Here is a 23,749-nt window from a genome sequence, read left to right on the forward strand (position 1 = left end):
AGCACCTCAAGGCAAATTCCTCAGGCTTTGGATGCTAGTCTTTTGAATAGACATTCAATTTACAATTTAATATAAGGTTCACTTCATGAAACTAGTAAGGCTAAGCAAGTCAGCATTAGGTATTGCAGCATTAGTCGGCATCGCGGTGTCATTGTCAGCACATTCACAAGAGTTATATGTTCCTTATTCAGATATCAATGTCGAACAGATAGAAGTCGACAACCAGCATCCCTCTCTATTTTTTACCCTTGACGATTTGCCCGCTATAAGAGAACGCAGTGAAGCTTTGCCATGGCTTAAAGATACTCGTGAGCAGGTGAAACTAAAAGCTGATGCCTATATGCAAATTAGTCCAACGCCTTACCCGTTGGTAAATCAGTTCAATGGTTTTGGCACGGCTGGTAGAGGGCTCCAAAACTATGTTGGTACGCTAGGCTTCGCCAGTTATTTGTTTAACGAGCCAAAATACTTAGAAAAAGCCAAAGAGTTGCTTCTTGCAGTGGTCATGCAAACCGAGCCAGATAATCGTTCGCACTGGAGAGCTCATTTGCAGGTATCTGATGCTACTCAGGGGATGGTATTGGGATATGATTTTGTTTATCCCATCCTGAGCAAAGACGAAAGGCAGCTAGTTAAAGATGAGATTTACAAGTTCGCTAAGGAGCTTACCCACCATAAATCTGCGTGGGGTATGGAGGCGCCCGGTGTACTGTCATGTAACCACAATACGGTACATTACGGCGCTTTAGGACTTGCAACCCTAGCCCTGTGGAACGATGACATTGCTGAAAAGAAAGAGTGGATGCAACGTGCCATTGGTCGCGTAGATGGGTACTTGGCAAGTTTTATTGATGCTGATGGCTATGGTACGGAAGGACATCATTACTATGCCTACGGCTTGGGTGGAAGCTCTGTCTTTGCATGGGCACTGGCGCGTTCAAATGGTCCAGACTTAATGGCTAAGAATGAGAGAATAGCCCTAGCAGGTGACCAAGTTCTATGGAAGTTGCTACCCTTTGAAGGTCGTATGCTTGCATTAAATGATAACGACGAAATTCCCTCAGATGTCGCGGGAATGTCGGGCACGCTTATTTATCAAAAGCCCAACCAGTTATGGGCGTGGCTGGAGTCAGTCTACCAGTCGGGTGAAAAGCATCTATTGGCCGGATTTGGTCGAACAACCTACACGACTCCGTTTTTATTTATGTGGGGAGACGAACCCCTAGCGCCCGTTCATCCAAAAGATAGCGATACACCGTTAGGTAAACATTTCGAATCTGGCAGAGTGTTTTTACGTAGTAGTTGGGAAGGCGAGGGGGCCGCCCACTTTTCGATGACTTCGGGCATAGATTTTCATCGTGGGCACGATCACCAAGACGAAAATTCTGTCACCTTTTTTGCCTACGGCGAGGGTTTTTTGATTGACCCGCAATATATGCCAGAGCAAAGCGAAGCACATACAACACTTAAAATTCAAGGCGCTGAGCAAATCAAAGGCGGTGATGGCTATATAGCGAAATACCGTGAAGATGAATTTGGGGCGCTCGTTCAAGGCCAGGCTGAACATGCTTATGATTTTACGAAAGCCTATGTGGGGTATGCCGATCGCAAATCCTATTTTGTTCGGGGTCCGGTACCCTATTTGGTTATGCGTGATGACGCTCAGGTCGAGCATGACAGAGCAGGCGAATATGTCGGACGCTATATTACTTATCCGGGTAATGCTATCGAAAAAGATGGCAAATCAATTATTATCAAAGGACAAAGAGGAAAAGCGTCAGCTAAACTTATGGTGTTTAGTAACGGTATACAAGTAAGTGTTGAAGAAGATGATCTCAAGAATCAGACTTTTGTTCGACGACGGAAAGCATTGCCTTACCTTGACTTTTTGCGACGTGCCAGTGTTACAGTCAATGAAGTGAATCCCAAATTTTTGTCTATTCTTATTCCGTTTACTGATGCTCAACCTCTCCCCTCAGTGAAGGTCACATTCGATGAAAAGGCAGACATCTATACGGCAAGGCTTTCGTTTGAAACGCACACAGATGTTTTGCAGTTCAATCAATTTGATGGGATTTTGACTAGAAGCGGTGCTGAAGAATAGGAGTCGAAACAGTACACTAAAAAACAATTAATCCACGTGTAAAACACCGTTCTACATGTGGATTAAATTGTATTTGCTCAGACAGCATCGCCTGCTTTTCAGCATTCTAAAAATGCTTCACCCATTTATCTAAATCGCTAAATGTATTGCTGTTTATTGATGTACCGGTGGTAGATCTACCGTCTTCATCTCTTGTTACGACACCATACGCAGTTGTTGAACTTTTGCGGCTACCGGTGACACCATAAATTTTGTTGTAGCGAATATAATTGGTTCCTTGCACACCATTGAGTGCTATCCCTTCATAATGGTTACCGTATTTATTTCTTGGCGAGTTTTCGCCTGACACCTTCGCGCCTAGCGTATAGATGGTGTTGTCTTCAATCGTAACGTTGTTTGCCCTTTCAACGCTGATAGGCCTTACACTTGCAGTTATATCATTATCTTTAATGGTCACATTTGTTGCAGTCCAGCCGCTAAATACCCTTTTTATGCTCAATCCAACAACTGTATTTTCTATCGTGTTGTTTAACATCTTAATATTATCGGCACCACGTTTACTGGTTATCCCGTCAAATGCACGTTCAATATAATTGTTTGAAATCGTAAAATGATCACCATAGACGCCATTCGTTCCGCCTGCAGATACATAAATTGCAGCATCTCTTACCCCATAAAACGCGTTATCTTTTATCGTTGCTTTAAGAGCGCCAGTCATTAGAATGCCGCTGTCTCCGCCTGCCAAATAAAACGGATCGTTCGAGGACTGCGTGCCAGTGAATGTGATATCTCTGATAGTAAGATGATCTAATTTGCTCGTGCCATTGCCGCTTACCCCTCTTATTGAGAGTGCATCGGCAGTGGCTTTTTGTCCTTCTCTGCCTGATGGTGTCAAGCTGCTGTAGGGAACGACAGTCGCCACTTTTGCATCTGCCATATTAAAGCTACCACCTCTCCATGTTACATCAGCGAGTTTACCCGACGTATTGCACTCGTTTGACTTGGTACTGTGCGCATCTATGCTGAACATATCGCCGTCAAGATTGCTCGTTGCAATAAAGTTTGCACCCGATGCATTTACAATAAGGTCTTTCTTCAAGAATATTTGAATATCAGAGTCGATGTAGTAAGTACCAGTTATTCTGAGTGACTTTCCAGAGTTTGTTGCTTGTTGAAGCGCGTCTTTCAACTGATTCACATCTCCACTCGGATTGCTTGGCGCGTTGTGGCAATTGAGCGCAAAACCGCATTGGCTAAAGCACAATATGCTCACAGCGGTAAAACCTCTTAAAATTGAATTAATATTGATCATTTCGAATCTCTTTTAGTCATTTAAGGTCAGAATGAACAAAATATAATCAAAAATAATAAAAATCAACATTATATTAAAAAGGTTTTAACATGTAGTGGTTAGACCGAAGTCATTGTTTGTGCCGACAGTGATAAGCAAATACATAACGAAGCATTGACGCTAGGTCGCTAGGAATATAGAAAATCTCATAGATTGCTTGGTCGGGAGACGATTTGCAGCTCTGTCTATTTAATCGGTCAAACTGATTAATAGACTTGTTGATGTCGAAATCAGTGTTTTTTTAGTGCGCTTTTCGCAATTAAAAAGCGCACAAATAGATAGCGACAGAATTTACATTTTTTGTCTGAAGACTGCGTAGCCGACAAAAACCATCATCAGCGCGCTGATGTCTTACTGAGATAGTGAAGCCATTCTTCCTGAGTCGATATTACGCCCGCTCCTTCCCATGCAAAACCGGCTTTATATGACAGCTCACCATTGTCTGACGTGTGGGTAATCAGCCATATATGGCTGACATCCTGTTCTTCACTCACCACATGTTTGATCTCATCTACTTTATCTGCCGCGACAAGTACACCTGTACCTACCCCAAGAGTATCGATTATTTCCCAGGTAGATATGTGGCCCGCTTCCTGGTTGAAATTTACGCCTGCTCTTTCGTCGTGAGTCGCTAAGCCTATAGCAACAGGCAAGCGTGTGGGTTTGCCATCCAATGTGAATTTCGAATCTACGTTATAAAGTTGTGAGCCTAGTTCAAGGGTAACTTTTTTGTTTTCCTTTACCAAACCAAGCGGCGTTTCCCACTCGTATCTAATCACAAACTCAACAGTATCTTTGCCGCTTTGTAGAATATTATAGCTTTTGAATGAATGGGCAGAATAAGGTTCGCCATCAACCCAAATTGAGGAACCACCTACGCCTCGGCTAGTTCCTGTATGGTAGACGTCATATCCCTCGCCTCGATCTTCATGATATGAATAACCCGAAGCATTACCCAAATACCACTTATCAATGATCGAATAATCTACTTTTTTAAACCATGCATCCACGCCACTTGAGTGACCCGCCAACGGAGCAGCCGGGCCGTAGACTCTGAACGCCACCTTGTCATTTTCCCACGCCAAATCGTCTTGACGTTCTGGGACGAAGCGCGCGTAGGCCTTAACTTCAGAGTCGACGGTGTTAATCTCTCCAGACATTTCGCGGTCTAACTGTAGGTCATAAATCGCTGACCCAGCCAATAAAAACGCTCCCACGCCATAAATCTGTGAGTCGTCGAAGCTGACACCCCCTGGTGCAGCACCTATCCCCTGCACCCAACCGAGCTTTCCGTCAGGGTGAATAGCTGAATCTAGCGCGTTCCAGCCTTTTGCGATAGTCTCTTCAAATTCTGCAAGGTCGAGAATACCTTGGTTGACTCCCCAAGCAAGCCCGTAAGTAAAAAAGCCGGTTCCGCTAGTTTCAGGCTGAGGCATTTTTTCACCTGCTAATAAGGACATAGCCCAGGAGCCATCTTCTTTCTGTAGCGCTTTTAATCTATATGACATCCGTTTGAACAAATTGACATAGAAATCGCGGTCAGGATGATCATCGTCGATATATTCCATTGTTCTCGCCAGGCCAGCAAATACCCAGCCGCTTCCTCGCGCCCAAAATAGAGACTCTCCAAAGTCTCCCTTCATGTCAAAGAAGCGGCTGTCTCTAAACAATAAGTCGTTTTCTTCGTCGAATAGGAAATTTACGGTTGCTTTGAATTCTTCGTTGGCATAGTCAGCATATTTAGGATCGCCTGTCACGTCTGACAAACCAAACCAAGTTGCAGGCGCCATGAAAAGAGCGTCAGCCCAACACCATCTAACCTGACAGGTATAAATGTCATTATTGTCTTTGTCTTCTGTGAACAACAAATCTGCCGCGGGTGGGTTAGTCAGAATCTCATCGAATGCCTGTTTCGTGGGTTCAATAATGCTTGGTTCTTGTCGATGATTTTTGTAGTACCACAAATAGGTTTGCCCGATTAGCTGGTCATCAGCATAGTAAGTATAAGGACCTAACTGCCAATTCCATGTTTCTCCTTTATGAGAAATCCATTGCGTATAAAACGTATTGCGAGAACGTTCAGCCAGTTGTGTTAAACCAGCATAAAACGCACCTTGCACCCAACGTTTCTGCTCTAAAGACTCAAAACGCTTGAAACTGAGGTAATCGAGCTGCTCAATACGTGGTGTTTGCCAATTGGCCACATGTTCCATTCTCTGCATGGTATAAATGCTAGAAGGCAATGTAGTTTCAGTTGAAGACGCAGTCGTTGAAGTTTGTATCTGTGCGTTCACTGTATCGCTATTGTCGCATGACAATAAAAATAACGTTCCGATTGTTAAACCGGAACTTTTGAGTAGAGCACTGAAACTCATAAATAATGTATCCTTTTTTGAGATTGTTGAACCAGTGTTGTTAGCTTCATCTATAAACAGGGTGTTTTAGAAACCGACGAGTTTAAACAATAAACATAAATGGCTATCGCAAGTCTTTGTCTATTCATCGCTCAACCTTGTGATTGATTATGAATACATATGACTAGTTATGCAATTAGCATTTACTTGTTATAGTAAGTCGGACACAGATTAAATAAAGAATGGATTTTAAAACTCGTATTCACAAGAACGTCAAAAAAATCAGAGCATGTTTACTTTACAAATAATTGTTTATTTATCGATGATAATAGGATCTAGGATTTTTTAAGGGCTCATGGAAATCGTTTTAGTTCGCCATGGCAAACCTGCAAGTGCTTCCAATCAAAAGTTAAATGCCGCGGGTTTCGCAAATTGGGTAAGAAACTACAATCATGCATTAGTATCTGACAGCAGTCGTCCTAACACTCATTTGCGCGAGCGCTTCGATGGTTTTTATGTTGTTTCAAGCGATTTACCAAGAGCGATTGATAGCGCCAAAATTTAAATGGACACCTATCCTATTTTTACGTCTGCTCTGTTTCGTGAGATGGACATTCCGAGGTTTAAATTGCCCTTTAAATTGCGAGCATGGACATGGGTTTATCTTAATCGTTTTCTTTGGATGATGGGCAAAAAGGGGAGTTTTGAGTCATACGCACAAGCTAAACATCGTGCGCAAGTGGCGTCCTGCTACCTGACAGACCTAGCGAGAAGGCACAAACAAGTCATCGTATTTGCACACGGTTATCTGATTCTTCATATGAGATATGTTCTTCGAAAGCAGGGGTTTAAACAAATCGAAAAATCGAATGCATACTGGGGAGTGTCAACGTTTAGAAGTTATCAAGTCTTCATGCCTATATGGCAGGGCTAGGGGTATAGTTGACACAGGGTATTGAACGCCGCCGTTGACGTGGCTCCTACACCATTAGTGCAACATCATTACAAACATCTGCAACACTTTATCACGTAGCAAACTCATTAAGGGGATCCCTAAAAATGCTCAATCCAGCCAGCGATCCATATGCTGAGTGATTTCCATTATTTCAACCTCTTCAACGCTATCATGACCATCTTTCTCAATAAGCTCATCATACAACTCTGCTTGAAAGTCGTTGTAATCGGCCCAAATTTTCTTTCCACTCACAATCCGTTGTTCCAAAATTATATTAAACCAATCTCGTACCTCGATCATCGCTTTCATTGGGTCGTCATTATGACTTCTGATGTCTGAACCGGAAAGATCTGATATCGCGCTTTGATATCTATATTTTTCTATATCCAAAATTAAGATTTGTTTTTTGCTCCAAGGCAAACCGCTAAGCTTTTGACAGGCATAATCGATTCCCAGCTCGAAAGGCATGTTCATTCTAAACGTTTCGTTGTTTTCTTGTGAAACCATTCGAGATAAGTCGTGAATACCAAATTTTGATTGTTTAATAAGATTTACTATCTTATCAATTCGAGTTTCAGCAGCGTCAACGCGCTCTAGCGACAATCTCGGCTTCAAGCCAATGTGCTTTAACGTGAATATCATCGCCAACAATGTTTGACGGTATTCATTATCAAACGGGCAATTTACAAAAACATTTAAATCAAATTCATCCATGAACGATTTTTTATCCTTTCGGGGGGTGAGGATCTTTGCCGTAAGAATTCTTTTCTCGAATTTTTCCGTCTCTTCCATGAACATAAAATTCTGCATTTTGATGTTTAGCGATTTCTCTACCCCAGATGATCGCTTCATCTTGAGTCTCGAAATGCTTTGTAGCTTTACTGCTACCACCTTTTCTCACAACCCAACCACCATCTGTAGCTCTGACAACATGCTGAGTATTATTAGGCATAACTAAAATCCTTATATTTATTAACCTTCGAATTCGCCAAGTGCATTCACCGAACTCTTCATTTAAGTGTATATTTAAACAGTGGTTAGTTCAATTACTAAACCAAGAAAGATGTCCGACAGATTGAGTAGGCTTGAGCATATTAAGTCTCTTTGTATCAAATTGCTCATCATGGTCAGAAGTCTGATATCGCTAATTTTTCCCGTGGCGATTTTGGATGTTTTCCTCAAAAGGTGCAGGCCCCACCAAAACAATTATGAGGGTGGTGCTCGTGCTGTATTGGATGCTGGGTCTGAGGCTAGTGCGGTTCATCCGGGACGATTTAGTACATGGACTGAAAGGCGTGTTCAGCTCGCCACCAATCGCCTCCATCTCTGTCGGTGCTATATTTATGATGGCTTTGGCAGCAAGAGTAATCGGCAACTATTGTAATTTAAAGCAAGCACTAATGCTGCATATTATCAGTTTGGATTTCAGCTAAACCAAACCCCTTAATAAATAGCCAGAATGGCAAAAGCAGCTCAAATAGTGCGCCAGGCATATACAGATATTCACCACCGAAATTAATTGCAAAAAAATCAAAAGTCACTTTCAGCAATAGCAATAAATAGCCCAACAGTCCCAGCGCAGATAACAACCTAGGTACTAAACGGTACTGGTAAAAGGTCATGCAGAGCGAAAAGCCACACAGTGCCAATGGGATCATGCCAAGTTGAAATGAAAAATAACGTTCGTCTTTTAACATTTCAGCCAAGATAAATAAGTATTCAACATCTCTTGTTGAAGATTTGAGAAATTCTTCGCTAAGAGTGATGAGAGATAGCAACGCGACAGTACCGGTGAGTAACATTATAGCCTCAACAATCCTGAAGCTAAGATAAGTCAAAGCAATTCGCTGGCTGAAAGGTCTGATAATGGGCAGCATGACGATTGCAACCCCTACCACGGAAGCAGAGTTAATAAATTCTAATAGTGCAGCTAGCGTCAGTAAATTTTTGCTGGGAAATACATGTTCAATAAAATTAGGTGAGCTCAATACGCCCGAAATTAATTCGCTTGCTGTTAAATAGGAGCCGGTAGAAATAATAAATAATAAGCCTACCAAGCGCGCTGCGTGAACGTTTGACATTCGATCTTTCCTTACAGATAAGTTGGATTTCTCAGGAAAGCGTGCCGTATGTTAAGTGCAAAGTCGTCTAAATGGGCCTATTCGTACCTTAAATCTCAGATATATTTAAGTCAGTGAGTTGTTTACGATATTGTGATGGTGTTAAGCCTTCCGCTTTTTTAAATGCTGCATTAAATGTAGAGCGCGAGTTAAAACCTGACTCGAGAGATATATCGACAATTGAGAGCTCTGTGTTTGCCAACAAGGTTTTAGCTTCATCGACACGATACTGGTTTATGAACTTAAAAAAGTTAAGGTTTAAATATTGGGATAAGGTTTCAGAAATATGGTTTTCTGATACGTTGATTGCGCTTGACAATCTATGGAGTGTTAGTTCATTTTCACAAAATAGCCGCTCGCGTTGCATCGCGTGATGCAACTTTGTGGCAACACGTTCCATCCTGCTCATTTCGAGCGATGGCGTTCTAGTTAGTGATTCACTCTCTTCTGATTTATGTTCGTGAGATAACATGGGTTGATTAAGCGATAAGTTAGCAAACGCAAGAAGTAACAATAGATTCAGCAACGGGATTACAAAAGCAGAACCCGCCCAATCAACGCCTATGAAGCTCGAAACATATTTGATTGTGTAAAGTATCCAAACACTCCCCCACAAAATAAGAATTGACTGGAGCCAGCTTAATGATTTCTTATTTATATCAGAAAATCTGTTCATTAGCTGGGCAGTATGTCTTATGGTAAGTCGATATGTGGCACCGAAATAAAGCAAAGTAGTGACTAAAAAAATGACAGTTGACAGTAAACAGGTAATGAGAGCAAATTGGTATAGCTCAGCGTCGCGGGTTAAGGGATTCGCCAACGCGAGTTTTTGTTCGGCGTTTAATCCTATAGCGAATGGTAGCAATGCAAATATGCCCAGCAATGGGCCAACACAAGCTAACGCAATTGATTTACTGCTTAGTGCATCGGCACGAGTCGTCATAGAGCGGGCATAGAAGTAAAATGCAGGACCAATCAACGTTGCTAAAGGCCATTGTAAGCCAACGAAATTCGGGAAAAACCGATATCCACCTGAAGCTATTAACAAATCTCCAAGTGTATGTATAGAGAGGCATATAAGCATGCCAGACAAGTAGTAAGAGTATTTTTTCTCACGCCTATTACCTAGTAAAGACTGAGCAATAGCCAGGCTAGCGATTCCCAACTTGAATGAATAGATTATCGTCGTTAACACATCAGTAATTATACGAGATTTTATCTCGCCCTCTGTTATTTAAAGACGCGTCGAAAACGATGACTTTTTCGATAGATGTGAACATCTTAGAAGATAATTCTGACTCAAATTGAGCTTTACAGATTTGCATAATCCAGTGCCCAATTCACGTAAATCTCAGTACCTACTTTTAATGCGCTCTCATCTGCAAAAAACAATGGAGAGTGATTACTAGGCGCAGTAGCTGGGTTTTCACCCTCTGGTGTCACGCCTAAAAATACGAACAAACCCGGCACCTCCAGTGCGTAATACGAAAAGTCTTCTGCGCCTGTAATTAAAGGGCTAATGTGGACTTTTTCTTTGCCTGCCACTCGCTCTACAGTGGGTATCATCTTGCGCGTTAGCTCAGGGTTGTTAATGGTGACTGGATAGCCTTCGTCAATATGCACATGCGCCTGTGCACCGCTTGCTTGCGCGGTCATTTGCGCTGTGGATTTTAAGTCTTCAAATATCTGAGCACGGTTATCCATATCAAAATTACGGATAGTGCCCTCTAAATACACCTCATCTGGGATGATATTATTGCGCACACCGCCTTCGACAATGCCAAAACTTACCACCGCCGGTGCTTTGGTAATATCCACTCTTCGACTCACGATGGTTTGCGTATTACCGATGATTTGACCCGCTGTAACAATGGGGTCTACGCCGCCCCAAGGCCGCGAACCATGCGTTTGCTGACCTTTAACGGTGATCTCAAAACGGTCTGATGATGCCATTAAAGGCCCCTCGCGATATGCAACGTGACCCACAGGTAAAGCTGAACCCACGTGAATACCAAACACAGCCTCTGGGCGATTGGTATCAAATAGGCCCTCTTTTAACATCAGCTCTGCGCCACCTTCTTCACCTTTTGGTGCTCCCTCTTCTGCAGGCTGAAAAATAAAGACAACGGTGCCTTGAATTTCATCCTTCATTGAGGAGAGCTTTTGTGCTGCACCCATTAACATTGCCATATGCAAATCGTGGCCACAGGCATGCATCACGCCCACTTCTTTACCACGGTATTCAGATATTGCGGTTGATTTAAACGGCACATCGGTTTGTTCAACTACGGGAAGTGCATCCATATCGGCACGAAGCGCAACGATTGGACCGGGCTGACCGCCCTTTAACACGCCGACTACACCTGTATGCGCTATTCCGGTTTGCACGTCTAATCCAAGGCTTTTAAGGTGCTCACTGATAACTTTTGAGGTACGAAACTCTCGATTACTCAACTCAGGATGTTGATGTAAGTCACGGCGCCATTCAATCACCTGCTGTTCCAATTGCGATGAAATAGTGACGGGCTCTTGTGCTATTGAGCGAGTGCTGAAACATAAAGCGGTAATCAGTGCGAGGCGAGATAAGGACGTGAGCATGCAAATTCCTATTGAATGACGGGTGTGTTAGTAGCTTTTACATTACTTGATAGCGATTATCGATACAAGAATCAACTCAGAAATGTGAAGCCGCTATTTCATGCAAAAAGTCGCATGCAAGAAAAGTCTCAGGGGCAGGCGATTGCAACGCATAAATATGCTGATTGTGGCGTCGAGATCATACACATCATCTTATCGCTCTTTGAGCGGATCGGAATTGGCGCTATGATAGTTAGAATATAGGACGTACTGGTGACAATTTGTGTGGATTTCGCTGGTCAATAAAGGCTAGATCAAATTTGCATGGCAGCTGATGCACTAAAAGAAAACGGATAGCTTATGCAAAAAGTGTCTTTTTGCGTCAAAGCTTAAATAACCGGGGATTATGTGAATTTAGAATTGGTAAAACTATTTACTGCAATCACGGTTGTTATAAGTGCGATAAATGCATCTATAGCAAAAGAGCAGGCATTTGATAGCGCAGGTTTGAATAGCGCATTAGAAACTGCTTACGAAGCATCAGCTGCTCACAACCTGTTCATCAATGCCCCGTTAGAATATAGATTTTTATACGAATCAAAGCTCTCTAAATTTGCAGATGAACTGTATGAGAGTGCAAAACGCGAGAATGGAGAGGCGCAATACTATCTTGATAAAGTCATTCTAACATGCGCATCGGTGTTGTTAACTGATCATGAAGCGCTCGAAAGCAAGTTAACACTCTTTGATATGGAATTAAAACGACGCTGCTCTGGATTTTCATCACCTAAACTTCAGTCGCTTATCAATGCCGGTCGATGGATTGAGAATGCTCGAGATAATGGGTATTTTTTAGCCAAAATGCTGTTTTTTGATAAACGTCCCGACCTCAATGAGAAAGAACTTATTGCGTTAATTGAGGAAGGTATTCGTTCAAAGCATCCCGACGCATTTCATATTATATCTATAATGAGTACATCTTCAGTTCACGAGAAAGCTTGGAATTTACTCTCGTGTGATTATGGTCATCACTGTGAAAGAAGATTCGATTCAAATTCAATATTTTTCAAGACCTGGCATAGCAAAGCATCGAAAGCATGTACACTGAGAGAAGACAATATATGCGATCCGAATAACCTAAAGTATGTTGATTATTTGGCATTAACGTTGCCAACTGAAGTGTTTAAAGATGTTGTACAAACAAAGATTGAATTTCAACACGCGATCGAAAATGGTGATATTGCTAGTCTTTCTGCCATGGTGAAAAATTACGTTGAGCCATTATAAGTATAAAAACTCTGTCATTCGCGCTGTTACAGTCACTACTATTCAAGCCGCATTGTCAATTTCCTGAAAAAGCATGTTTTGATTTGCACGGTTTTTAATTTAGGTCGTAGAATAGAATAAATACACCAAATACAAGCACAAATAAATCCATCCGACCTGTATGAGGGATAAAACGCTGGCAAGCATTAACAGTACACCTAGCAACCGGTTGCGAAGCTTGCATAAAGTATCAAGTTAAGTTGAGATCACGGGTATAGATCAAAACCTCAGTTCAACAAGTCTATTCTTGTTTGAAGGTCGCTCAATAAACGCATAGCAAGATGTATCCCTTGGCTATGTTTCCATGCTTAGCTAGTTCGTGTAGTCCACGGTCGATATCAGAAGCGATCACATAAAAGAGTATTCTATTGAGCTTGCTGCTCCGTATAATCGTTTGTGAGCGAATTTCATTAAATGCCCCGCTGATGATTGCGCGCCGTCCGAAGAAAATTCACTACCATTTGTCGAAACTAGCTGTAAATTTCTTATTAAGTTCAATTAAATCGTTATTGTCTCAATATACAAATAGATAACTATGCCAAGAGTCCTTCGATTTTTCTGTTTTACCGTTTTTCTGCTGACAGTTTTTGGCTGTCACTTTGCTTCTACTGACGAAACTGGAACAACGCTCAAACCGCAAAAACGCAGTGATGGATGGCAAGTGTCCTCGCTAGCAGATAAAAACTTCGATACAAACCTCCTGATGAACATGATGGAAGCCATCGAAAAAGGTAAGTATGTTGGTATTAGCAGTGTTTTAATTGCAAAAAATAACGAGTTAGTCTTTGAAGCGTATCCCGGTAAGTTCGGCATCAACGATATTCACTCTACACGCTCAGCAAGCAAATCAATAACCTCTGTGTTAGTTGGCATCGCGATAGACAAAGGATACTTATCATCCGAACATGAAAAAGTGTTGCCTATGTTCCCGGAGTACGAGGGAAAGATCGCTGCATGGAGCGAGCAGAAACTCGACATAAGTCTGCATCATCTGCTGTCGATGACTAGTGGGGTGAAAGGTAATGAGAGTGCGATGTACCATAGTGACGATTGGATAAAATTCTTCTTTGATCAGCCGCTGGTAAATACACCCGGAAGGGCTTTTTCCTACGCTACTAGCGGTGCAGTGGTATTGGGTAATGTGATTACTAGAGGATCTAAAAAACGCATCCCTGAGTTTAGCAATACTTACCTATTTGAACCATTGGGGATCACAGAATACAAATGGCCAATTACTAATTCACTGGGCAGTCAGGGCTTAGCAATGACCGGCGGTGGCTTACAGCTAAGACCAAGAGACATGCTAAAAATCGGGCAACTCTACTTAAACAATGGGACTTGGAATGGCCAGCAAGTTGTTTCTAAACGTTGGATAGAAAAAAGTGTTTACCCGCATTCAGTTAGTGATTTGTACGGCGAAGGGTACGGCTATTTGTGGCGAATAATTGAACGCAAAATAAATGGCAAACCGCTGATAAGCTATGAAGCATGGGGCAATGGAGGGCAATTCATAATGGTTTTTCCAGAGCTTGAATTAGTAACAGTGTTTACAGGGGAAAATTATGGAAAATTCCCCGAAACCGAACAACCTTTTGAACTGCTTGATAAGTTTATTTTACCGGTGTTTTTGAAGGGCAAATAAGGCATATGGCTGAACATCGTTTAATGTTATCCAGAATCGAATCTTGTGCCCTGTTGTTTGCTGATGGTTAAGTAAGTACACCTGAAATATGGCGTTCTAGCGATGTCTTTCAATTCGATCATAAAATATGAAGCTCAGGTCAGAGCGCTGCAATCTAAACTAATATGTACATCGCTTTTGATTGCAGCCAACTGCAAAACAACTTTTCAAAATACGACAGTATTAAAAAACGCCTGCACAAACTCAGATTGCTCAATCCGCGCTTGGTCTATAGGGTTTTGCCACCAGAGACCTTCGCTATTTGCAAGGATAATAAAACTTAAGTTCCTTTGTGGTAACCTAATCATAATTGATGAAAAGCCAGCATCCGGATCCCAACCTGAATGCCACATTAATGATTCGCCACGATAGGTTTGAAAATACCAGCCGTAACCATACACAGATTGCTCGCCATTCTTGAAGGTGGCGGGTTTATGAAGCTTTTCAAAGATTGTGTGAGGTGCAATCAGTTTAGATGAAATGGCCGCGTCGTATTTCACCAAGTCTGAAAGCGTCGATACCACTCCTGCTCCTCCCGCGATGTGCTTTTCAGGCGTTCTTAGTTTGGTTTTAGAGCCTTTTTCAATATCGATCTTGTAGCCGTCTGATAAATCGTAAAAAACATCCATTTTGCTTCTATCCCACATGCTGGCCATGGTGCGCTGCATGTTTGCCGGTTTTAAGATGTATTTGTCGATACTTTGTGCAAGATAATTGTGTCTCCCTTCAATATCTTTGACATCGTTTCCTTGAAGGTGCTCTAGATATCGCGAGAGCCTAGAGTACATAATAGGATTGTACATGAAGCTCGTTCCTACAGGTTTGTTGACCTGATGCTTTAAAATATGATCGATGCTTATCGGTTCAGCGCAATCAAGTCCGTTGGAGAAGGCAATGCCAGATTCTGAAAGCCAGTCGCAAAGCGCGAGAAAATCAGGTGTTTCTGACGCTAGGTCATTTAAATTAATCTCATTTTGTTCAGCTAAATGCAAAAAGCTTAGCCCGACGAAGGTTTTTGTAATCGACGCTATCCAAAACGGAGTGTCATTGGTTATTGGAACGGTTCTGCTAACATCAGCATGGCCGTAGTTCTTACTCCACAGTAATTCACCATCCTTCACTACGCCAACGGCCATTCCTGGAATAAGGTGTTGCTTTCTCAATTCGCTGAGCTGGGTTTCTAGATTATTTAGGCGTTCATCATGTCCGAGGGGATGACCATTGCTCCTATCATCAGTGCCATGAGCGTAAAAATATAGTGAAACGAAAAGCAGAATGATCGGAATGAATTTGTACATTGAATTAGCCTTACCATCGCATATATCTGGATAAATGTTTAAAGGTTCAATGTAATGACGAAGGAACATTTGGAAATCTTACAATTATTTCGCGCTATTTTAGATATGGCTGGGACGACGGAGTTAGAACAACAGTTGTTAAGCATTTACCGACACTGCGAGCTTCTAGCGCTCATAAATGGGAAGCTCGTCTTGGAATAGGAGGCTACTCTTCACCTATTAAGATTTGCACCATGAGTCGATGCTTGTTCAAAAAGTTTTTGTCACTGCATAGTGAGCTGTATCTTCGAACTTAGTTTCATTTATCCCGTTTTCATCAAACTGATAAATTTTTGCACGCGGGTAAGCCAAAAGAATAGGGGAGTGAGTAGCGATTATACGTTGCAAATTTTTTTCGACTAAGTTATGAATAATAAATAGTGCGGACAACGGCTTTATTAGCGATAGAGCTGCTCTAATTGCCTTTTCACAGTGTTTAACCATCTTTGCTAAACATCTCAAAAAACACCTTCACAAATGTTGTCTCCGACACGATTTAAATACTTATCGCACATGAGCTTTGCACTATCCCTATCACCCTGTGACGCTAACAGCAGCGCCAAACCACGAGTCGCTCTGCTGTTAAGCGGCGAAAAGCTTAGCACATGCCGGTACCAAATTTCGGCATCTTGAAGTTGTCCAAGACTTAGGTGCTTTTCGCCTATCATAGCACCAACATCGGCGTACCAAGGCGCTATGCGCGCAGATTGTGAGCTATAGAGTTCAGACATTGCATCAAAAGAGCGCTCGTAATAGACAATCGCTTCATCAAGCCGCCCTTGAATTTCAAGTATATCACCTATGTTAAGTAGAGCATCCCAGGCGAGTTGTCCTGTTTCAATAGCGTTTTGGTAGCTTTCAATGGCGTCGTCAAAGTCTCCCATTGCTCCGTAAACAAAGCCTAATGCTTTATGCGTCCTAGATTGCTTAGGCGATATGGTGACCGCACGCTGAGCTAACGCAAGCGCACGCTGCAACTTTTGCTGGGAAGTATCGGTGCGTATGTACTTCATTTTCAATGCTTGCCCTAAAGTCGTGATCCGCAGGTCATCGGTATTGGCAGGATTGGGCCATCGAATTACTTGCTGAACAAGGGCATTTGCTAGTCCGGCCAGACCGGCACCAGAGTCAGGTTTTAAGGCAATTATTTGTTGATAAAGCTCAATAGCCATTTCATTATCCTGTCTTCGGATGCGAAAATAGTAATCGTCGGCTTTATCTAAAAGTGCTTCGCTATTAGGCGTGTTGACCAGATTGTGATTATCGTTTTTATGTAAAGAAGAAAAGTAAATAGCTACACCAAAGGCGGCTATCAATAATACAATTAGACTTGGACGAGCCGAACGCAGTGTGGCAGAGATTGTTGAAAAAGGCGGTTCAACTGATTTTGGAACTCTAGTAGGCTCGCTGCCCTGAGGTATTGTATCCTGAGTATTGTCAATGTATTCAGAGACCTCTGCTATTAGTCGATATCCACGCTTGGGGATGGTTTCAATAAACAGTGGTTCTTTTGGATTATCTTTAAGGGCTTTTCTTAGGCGTGACACGCATCTTGTCAACGCATCATCTGTGACAACTTGACCGGGCCAAATAGATTCAATCAACTGATCTTTGTCCACAATACGCTTTTGGTGGTCAAGCAACACGCTTAAAAACTTGATACACTGAGGCTCTATTCGGCCAATAATTTTATTGTGTGCATTTGGGTCAGTGTCGTCATTTGCAGCACGAATTTCACCTGTGCTCAAATCAATTAGCCAATTATTTACTTTAAATTTCAAACTATTAACACTCACACTTAAGATGCTCTTGTATAATTTAGTCGCTATCTTTGTCAGCACAATATCATGTTTTTGTCAGGACAATTATGCGTCTCTTGCAGATGATAAACGGAAATTCATACACAGGTAATAACAATGTTAAGTTTCATACTACAGCTGCGATCACTGACGTTCACACTCTTGGTTTGCTTTGCCAGTACCCTAATGGCTTCAACTACCGAGGAAGTGCTGTTTCCTATTGACGAAATTAAAGCAGACTTGAGACAACTATTCACTGAACTGGAATCATCGCATTACGATTTGTACGCAAATATAAGCAAGGAAGATTATCAAATAGCGTTTGCCGAAACTGCTAGCAAGATCACTAAGCCTATGAATAAAAAAGAGATTGAAATCTTATTTCAGCGATTTGTAGCCTTAGGAAATGTTGGACATTCACGGATTGATTTACCTATACAAAACTTTATGCACTATCGTGCTAGTGGCGGAACTATGATCCCGCTATTTGTCGAATTTAACGATCTAGGCGTGTTTATTTCAGAGGTTTATTCACAGACACCCGGTTTGAAACCAGGGATGCAAGTTACAGCCATTGACAACACATCAATAGAAGAGTGGATAAACGAATATTCGTCATATATTTCTGCCGATAATCAGGCTTTGGCCAATACACTTATTGAAGGACAACTTCCTTTTTTACACTGGTTGATTGTGGGAGAAAAAGAGGAGTTCAGCATTACCATCAAGCAAGGTGATAAAGCGGAAGTATTTCCGTTAAAGGCACTTAGCAGGGATCAGCAAGATATCTTAATCGCGCTACAAGAAACGGAAGAAAGTGAGAAAGATCTACCAAAGCCACGGGAAGCAAAAATGCTTGCTAATCAAATTGCTTATTTAAAACCAGGCCCTTTCTACAACGTTGATATTGATAATGGAAACTCATGGGATACAAGTGCTTTTTACACTTTCATTGACGAGGCATTCGATACATTTAGACGAAAGGATGCAAAAGCACTCATTATTGATGTTAGAGGCAATCCCGGCGGTACTAACTCTTTTAGCGACTATTTGATTTCCTGGTTTGCAGACCGCCCGTACAGATTTGCTTCTAAATTTCTTATTAAAGTGAGTGAGCATGCAGAAAAAGCGAACCTGGAACGTCTTGCCTCGATGGAAGAGAAAGATGAAACGAGTTTGAAACTTGCCCAGTTCTATAGAAAACATGCTAACGGTGAAAGGTTTGAGTTCTCGCTTCCAGATTCAGTCCCTCACAAAGACAAACAATTTAGCAAACCCGTTTTTGTGCTAATCGATAATAAAAGCTACTCCAACGCCGTATCAGTAGCAGCAATTGTTAAAGACTATGGATTTGGCACCGTTATTGGCCAAGCAACCGCAGATTACGCAACAACCTATGGTTCAATGGAGCATTTCTTTTTGGACAATACACAGATTAAAGTAGGCTTTCCCAAATCGCTGATTGTCAGGCCAAATGGAGACACCACGCCAAAGGGGGTAAGTCCTGATATTGCTCTGCAACCAGCGATAAACGAGGGTGGGAAAGATCTCATGCTGGAGCAGGCTAAGTTGCTAGTCATAAATGAGATTTCTACTGTATATTAATTTTTGATCCGGACTAGGAATCAAGGCTGCATTGATAACTGCCGGCACTCAAATTCTAATGACCTAGACCCAGTTATTAAGCAATAAGAGCTTATTCTATAGGCGTCCAGTTTCGCTAGTCGCGCTTGATATTCAGATTTTGTGATTGAATCACGTCAATTTGAGTTATTGTACTTCCTTTAAAAGTGAAGATTTCAACAATATCAGCTGGCTCGCTTTGTTCCTGAGAGAGCCAGACCAAATCGTGCATGACCACTCGGTCATCAATTTGTACAATATGAACTAATTCATTTCTCGCATCTGGATATAAGTCAAAGTGCTTGGTTCTATTTTCTTTAACGGCTTTTAATCCCTCCAGTATTACCTTGCCATTATACATCGTTACGACTACATCATCGGCCAGATCTTTGACGTACATTTCGCTATCTTTCGCGTTTACGGCATCGACAATGTTCTTAGCTGCAAGTTCTCTTGCGCTGAATTCACGACTTAAGCAACTAATTGATATAAATAATGCTAAGAATAGAATGATGAGTTTAGATTTTTGCATGAATAAGTACTTGTAAAATACTCGTATATTCGAGGTTAACACAGTGTATTTGTGTGTCAACATACGCATTTTTATATGGGATGTATAGGGCGATAGCATGAACTGAACAGTAATTGTTACTCACGTACATGACAGCACCACGAACGGTCGCCGGAATAGTAAAATAATTGAAATCCACGAACCTATCTTATTTGTTTCGTATTGAGCAGCGAAGGTCTTATTTGTCGAAAGACAGTATTCTTAAGCTAGCGAAATAACAAAAGGTTTTGATCATCAAGCCATATACCAAAGTCAGGATGCATACTGCAAAAGCAGGGAGAAAAACATCAGCGAAAACCTCTTTAGTAATGTTGCTCGACATAGCTACTAAGCCACTGACTATGCCAAACCAAGCCATCAGCATTGCCGTTTTTATCGTCGCTAATTTTGTACGATTGCTAACGCAATAAATATGTGTATCTACCGCAATAGTAGGCTAGTCGAGATGAAAGGAAGGTAGATAAAATTGCTTTAATAAATTTTGACCATGCCAACTATATATAAATAAAAATAGTTATCATTTGCAATTACATATATATTCATTATTATTGTGCCCTTGTTTATAAGAGGCCTTTTCTTTATGTTTAATCGCTCGTGCATCAGTCTATGTGTAGTCGCAAGTTTATCCTCAATTGCCAGTGCTCAAGAGACCAGCAATCAACCAGCGAACACCCGAGATGAAACGCTAACCAGTATTGAAAGTATCGTTATTACAGGCGAGCGAAGTGACAAAACATTACTTGAAACTGCGTCTTCAGTTAAAGTATTCACTACCAATGAGCTAGACTTCCTAGCGGGCGCGGACACATTAGCCACGTTATTCGAACAAACACCGAACGTGACGCTTACCGGTGAAGGTAATCAAGGCCCAACCATTAGAGGGATTAACACTAGTGGTATCCTTACCAGTTTAGAGTCTTTCTTCGGTGGCTCGCAGCCACGCACCACGGTACAAATAGACGGGCGACAGCTTACTTTCAACGAGTTCGTATACAGTGGTGAGTCTGCTTGGGATATTGAGCAAGTTGAAATATTCCGTGGTCCACAAACCACTACGCAAGGTCGTAATGCCATATCAGGCGCTGTTTTTATTAGCACCGCGAATCCGAATCATAATGAGGCTGAGGCTAGGGTTCGCTTAATCGGTGGGCAAGAAAGTACACAGCAGCTGTCGGCAGCGTATTCAGCACCTATAGGTGACGGCGATTTTGCATTTCGTGTATCTGCCGATTATCGCAAAGCTGACAGTTATATTTCGATTCTGGGGGTGCCAAATGATTTTACTGAAGATGTTGACTTAAAAGAAACGCTTAATTTTCGCGCTAAATTGGGTTATCAACCACAGGCAAACGATGCGCTTGATGCTTTGTTTACGTTTACACATACCGATACGCGCCGCCCACAAACTGATAGCGTTGATGCTCCCTTTGAATCACTGAATAGAACCAACCCGGGCATTTCAATATTTGAGACGAAAGCAAATAGCGCCATTGCTGACGTCAGTTATGAGCTATCTGATAGCCTGACACTCTCAAACATACTAACGGTAACCAGTATATCATCAGAGCGCTTGGTTACGCTTGGTCAGGGCAATGCACTAATTGACAATGACGAAGTAACAAACGAGCTATTGTTGCATTATGACAACAGTGGCTCACTGACTGCGATTGGTGGCGTTTACTTATCGCAAATTGATACAGATGAAAGTTTGAACCTTGATGCCTTTGGTTTAGGTATTGGTGACTTCACTGAGACCCGCAAAAGCGTTGGCATATTTGCAGAGGCTAGTTACAACGTTGATGATGTAATCATTACCTTGGGTGGTCGCTTCCAACGAGATAGTCAAGACAGAGACGGCGGTTTTGCGGACATTATTCCTGTTGATTTTGATGATAGCTTTGATGCGTTTCTACCAAAACTAGAAGTTGCCTACGCGTTAGATAGTAACCAACGAATTGGGGTATCAACTGAGAGAGGGTTTAACGCCGGCGGTTTCACGTTTAATTTTGATACTTTCTCTACTGAAACCTTTGACGAAGAATCATTAACTAATTTTGAAGGATTCTATCGAGGCGCATTGCTTAACAACAAACTCAATGTAAACGCTAACGTTTTTTACAGTGACTTTGACGATATGCAAATTGCTACTTTAGTTGATTTAGGCGATGACTTTTTTGCTAATGTATTTAGCAATGTAAAAAGCGCTAAGAGTGTTGGCTTAGAGATTGACTTAAACTATCAAGCAAGCGACCAGTTGAGTTGGAACTTAGGGCTCGGCTTAGCAAACACTGAGATTCAAGCTAATTCAAATGCTGGTGCCGTTATACAAGGTAACGAATTTCAGCGTTCACCAGATGTAACTGCTATTGCAGGGAGTATTTGGCGACCGATAGATAATTTGTCTTTAAGCGCGTTTGCTCGCTACAGTGATGGATATTACAGCGATGATGCTAATTTAACGGCTAATCGTACAGAAAGCTTTACCGTGATTGATTTGCAAGCCAGTTACCAGGTGAACAACGTTCGGGTGTTCATAGATGTTACGAATGCATTTGATGAGTTTTACACAGTTTCGGTGTTCGACTCAGGCACACTGGCAAGTGTAGGTGAGCCAAGAAATGTCAGCGTTGGCATAGAATGGGAGTTGTAGCCGATTCAGTAATTTCTTTTTACAAAATGCAGCGAGCAAAAGCTTGTCGTGTCAGACGAGCAAGAATTTGTGAGATCGGTAATGAAGGTAGGCAGTAACTCAGTAAAATGTTAAACAAGATCATCTTTCACACCCATGCCTGGTTGGGCTTTATTTGCAGCCTGTTTTTGTTAGCGGTAGCGATTACAGGTCTTGCATTTGCTTTTTCCGGTCCTTTACTGCATTTAGAGACGGGTGCTTTCCCGAGTGAAAAAGCGCGAGCAGATACCTCACCCGTCAACATCACACAACATGTGGAATCGGCGAAAAAAGCTACATCCCCTGCCTTTATTCCCTTGGGGTACATCGGTGGTTTTGCAGAAGTAGAGACGCCAATAGAAATGCTCTATGGTTTGTCTAATGCGCCTGAGCAAGGCGGCGAGGTGCAAATAGTAACGTTTAATCCTAGAACTGACGCCGTTATAGATAGTTTTTACTTAGACCACACCATAACTCATCATATTATTGATTTTCACTACACACTGTTGCTCGGCGATATCGGATTATTTGTGCTGGCGGTGGTAGGCATTTTAATGGCGGTGATGGCACTGCTAGGACTTGTCATGTGGTGGCCTCAACGTGTTTCTGCTTTAGTGTTAACGCGTAAGGCACTAAAACTGAATCTAACAGGTACGCTGAGACAAATTAACTTCAGTTTACATAGCATCATTGGGTTTTGGGGGGCAATTTTTATTGTTGTGTGGGGCCTTACCGGTACGTTTTGGTCGAAACCAGATTGGCAACCCAGTTGGATGCTAGCTAATACCGACCATCCGCCAGTTGAAGTATTAACCCTGCTAGAAACAGCAAGATGCGATGCAACTGTCACAATTTCAGAGGCTGTTGCAATAGCACTCGGCCAGTTTCCCAATGCAGCTGTGATTGAGACTGAATTCCCTGCGCCATGGCAACCCTATCATGTATTGTATCTAAGTGATGGTAGCAATGTGGACACAAAAGATGGTGATATTCGGGTGTGGGTATCGGCTAGCTGCATTGGTGTTGTTCATGTTGAACAGAACGAGGGTTTGCATTTAGTCGGTGCTGCTAATAATAGTGTTCATGCTGGTACTATGTTTGGAATGTTTCGTTTGCCAATTATCATATCCGTCGGTGTCGCTCTTATTTTTTTATCGGTGACTGGTCTGGTTTTATGGTGGAAACGCTACCTTAAGATTTTTATCTGACGATAACGGGGACGATTGTTTGGCAATCATCAAATATCCCTAGTTTAATTTTTTTATAAGCCCTATTCTTGGAGA

17 protein-coding genes are annotated in these 23,749 nt (G+C 42.0%); 7 read left to right on the forward strand and 10 right to left on the reverse strand.

Annotation, left to right across the window (positions count from 1 at the left end; genetic code table 11):
- Window positions 1-85 precede the first annotated feature (85 nt).
- A complete protein-coding gene (locus tag PN836_RS00410; protein ID WP_395342265.1) occupies window positions 86-2,104 on the forward strand; it encodes a hypothetical protein in 2,019 nt (672 codons plus the stop codon).
- Window positions 2,105-2,210: 106 nt separating this feature from the next.
- On the opposite strand, the gene PN836_RS00415 is transcribed toward PN836_RS00410, so the two are convergent.
- The gene (locus PN836_RS00415; RefSeq protein ID WP_395342267.1) at window positions 2,211-3,416 is read right to left on the reverse strand and encodes a right-handed parallel beta-helix repeat-containing protein; all 1,206 of its coding nucleotides are present in this window, start codon (window positions 3,414-3,416) and stop codon (window positions 2,211-2,213) included.
- A 374-nt stretch (window positions 3,417-3,790) separates the two neighbouring features.
- The gene (locus PN836_RS00420; protein WP_395342268.1) at window positions 3,791-5,830 is read right to left on the reverse strand and encodes a glycoside hydrolase family 88 protein; all 2,040 of its coding nucleotides are present in this window, start codon (window positions 5,828-5,830) and stop codon (window positions 3,791-3,793) included.
- A gap of 334 nt (window positions 5,831-6,164) precedes the next feature.
- On the opposite strand from PN836_RS00420, the gene PN836_RS00425 reads away from it, so the two are divergent.
- The gene (locus PN836_RS00425; RefSeq protein WP_395342270.1) at window positions 6,165-6,374 is read left to right on the forward strand and encodes a hypothetical protein; all 210 of its coding nucleotides are present in this window, start codon (window positions 6,165-6,167) and stop codon (window positions 6,372-6,374) included.
- Window positions 6,375-6,872: 498 nt separating this feature from the next.
- Here PN836_RS00425 and PN836_RS00430 read toward each other — a convergent pair whose 3' ends face one another.
- The 5 genes from PN836_RS00430 to PN836_RS00450 all read right to left on the reverse strand — a co-directional run bounded on the left by PN836_RS00430 (window position 6,873) and on the right by PN836_RS00450 (window position 11,482).
- The gene (locus tag PN836_RS00430) at window positions 6,873-7,478 is read right to left on the reverse strand and encodes a hypothetical protein (protein WP_395342272.1); all 606 of its coding nucleotides are present in this window, start codon (window positions 7,476-7,478) and stop codon (window positions 6,873-6,875) included.
- Window positions 7,479-7,488: 10 nt separating this feature from the next.
- On the reverse strand, window positions 7,489-7,716 hold the full coding sequence (locus PN836_RS00435) for a DUF2188 domain-containing protein (RefSeq protein ID WP_395342274.1): 228 nt from the start codon (window positions 7,714-7,716) through the stop codon (window positions 7,489-7,491).
- Window positions 7,717-8,161: 445 nt separating this feature from the next.
- Window positions 8,162-8,821: a DUF4386 domain-containing protein gene (locus PN836_RS00440; RefSeq protein WP_395342276.1), complete on the reverse strand. Its 660-nt coding sequence runs from the start codon at window positions 8,819-8,821 to the stop codon at window positions 8,162-8,164.
- Between the two features lie 112 nt (window positions 8,822-8,933).
- Window positions 8,934-9,932 carry a helix-turn-helix domain-containing protein gene (locus PN836_RS00445; RefSeq protein ID WP_395342278.1) on the reverse strand — a complete coding sequence of 333 codons (999 nt, stop codon included), beginning with the start codon at window positions 9,930-9,932 and terminating at the stop codon, window positions 8,934-8,936.
- 263 nt (window positions 9,933-10,195) lie between these two features.
- Window positions 10,196-11,482: an amidohydrolase gene (locus PN836_RS00450; protein ID WP_395342280.1), complete on the reverse strand. Its 1,287-nt coding sequence runs from the start codon at window positions 11,480-11,482 to the stop codon at window positions 10,196-10,198.
- Between the two features lie 387 nt (window positions 11,483-11,869).
- Between PN836_RS00450 and PN836_RS00455 the strand changes: the two genes are divergently transcribed.
- Both PN836_RS00455 and PN836_RS00460 read left to right on the forward strand, forming a co-directional pair.
- Window positions 11,870-12,748 carry a hypothetical protein gene (locus tag PN836_RS00455; protein ID WP_395342283.1) on the forward strand — a complete coding sequence of 293 codons (879 nt, stop codon included), beginning with the start codon at window positions 11,870-11,872 and terminating at the stop codon, window positions 12,746-12,748.
- A 574-nt stretch (window positions 12,749-13,322) separates the two neighbouring features.
- Window positions 13,323-14,429 (forward strand): serine hydrolase domain-containing protein, encoded by a 1,107-nt coding sequence (locus PN836_RS00460; protein ID WP_395342285.1) that lies wholly within the window; start codon window positions 13,323-13,325, stop codon window positions 14,427-14,429.
- Window positions 14,430-14,635: 206 nt separating this feature from the next.
- Here the strand turns inward: PN836_RS00460 and PN836_RS00465 are convergent, their stop codons facing one another.
- Window positions 14,636-15,766, reverse strand: coding sequence for a serine hydrolase domain-containing protein (locus tag PN836_RS00465; protein WP_395342288.1), 1,131 nt, complete (start codon window positions 15,764-15,766; stop codon window positions 14,636-14,638).
- 497 nt (window positions 15,767-16,263) lie between these two features.
- Entirely contained in the window at window positions 16,264-17,601 is a 1,338-nt protein-coding gene (locus tag PN836_RS00470; RefSeq protein ID WP_395342290.1) for a tetratricopeptide repeat protein, read from the reverse strand.
- A 189-nt stretch (window positions 17,602-17,790) separates the two neighbouring features.
- Here PN836_RS00470 and PN836_RS00475 point away from each other — a divergent pair, with 189 nt between their 5' ends.
- The gene (locus PN836_RS00475) at window positions 17,791-19,209 is read left to right on the forward strand and encodes a S41 family peptidase (protein ID WP_395342292.1); all 1,419 of its coding nucleotides are present in this window, start codon (window positions 17,791-17,793) and stop codon (window positions 19,207-19,209) included.
- A gap of 115 nt (window positions 19,210-19,324) precedes the next feature.
- Here the strand turns inward: PN836_RS00475 and PN836_RS00480 are convergent, their stop codons facing one another.
- Complete coding sequence (locus PN836_RS00480; RefSeq protein WP_395342293.1) at window positions 19,325-19,759, reverse strand: nuclear transport factor 2 family protein; 435 nt, start codon at window positions 19,757-19,759, stop codon at window positions 19,325-19,327.
- Between the two features lie 619 nt (window positions 19,760-20,378).
- On the opposite strand from PN836_RS00480, the gene PN836_RS00485 reads away from it, so the two are divergent.
- Both PN836_RS00485 and PN836_RS00490 read left to right on the forward strand, forming a co-directional pair.
- Window positions 20,379-22,448 (forward strand): TonB-dependent receptor, encoded by a 2,070-nt coding sequence (locus PN836_RS00485; RefSeq protein ID WP_395342296.1) that lies wholly within the window; start codon window positions 20,379-20,381, stop codon window positions 22,446-22,448.
- 107 nt (window positions 22,449-22,555) lie between these two features.
- Entirely contained in the window at window positions 22,556-23,674 is a 1,119-nt protein-coding gene (locus PN836_RS00490; protein ID WP_395342298.1) for a PepSY-associated TM helix domain-containing protein, read from the forward strand.
- Window positions 23,675-23,749: the final 75 nt, after the last annotated feature.

Origin of the sequence: Ningiella algicola (assembly GCF_028401415.2) — a bacterium.
Taxonomy (GTDB): domain Bacteria; phylum Pseudomonadota; class Gammaproteobacteria; order Enterobacterales; family Alteromonadaceae; genus Glaciecola.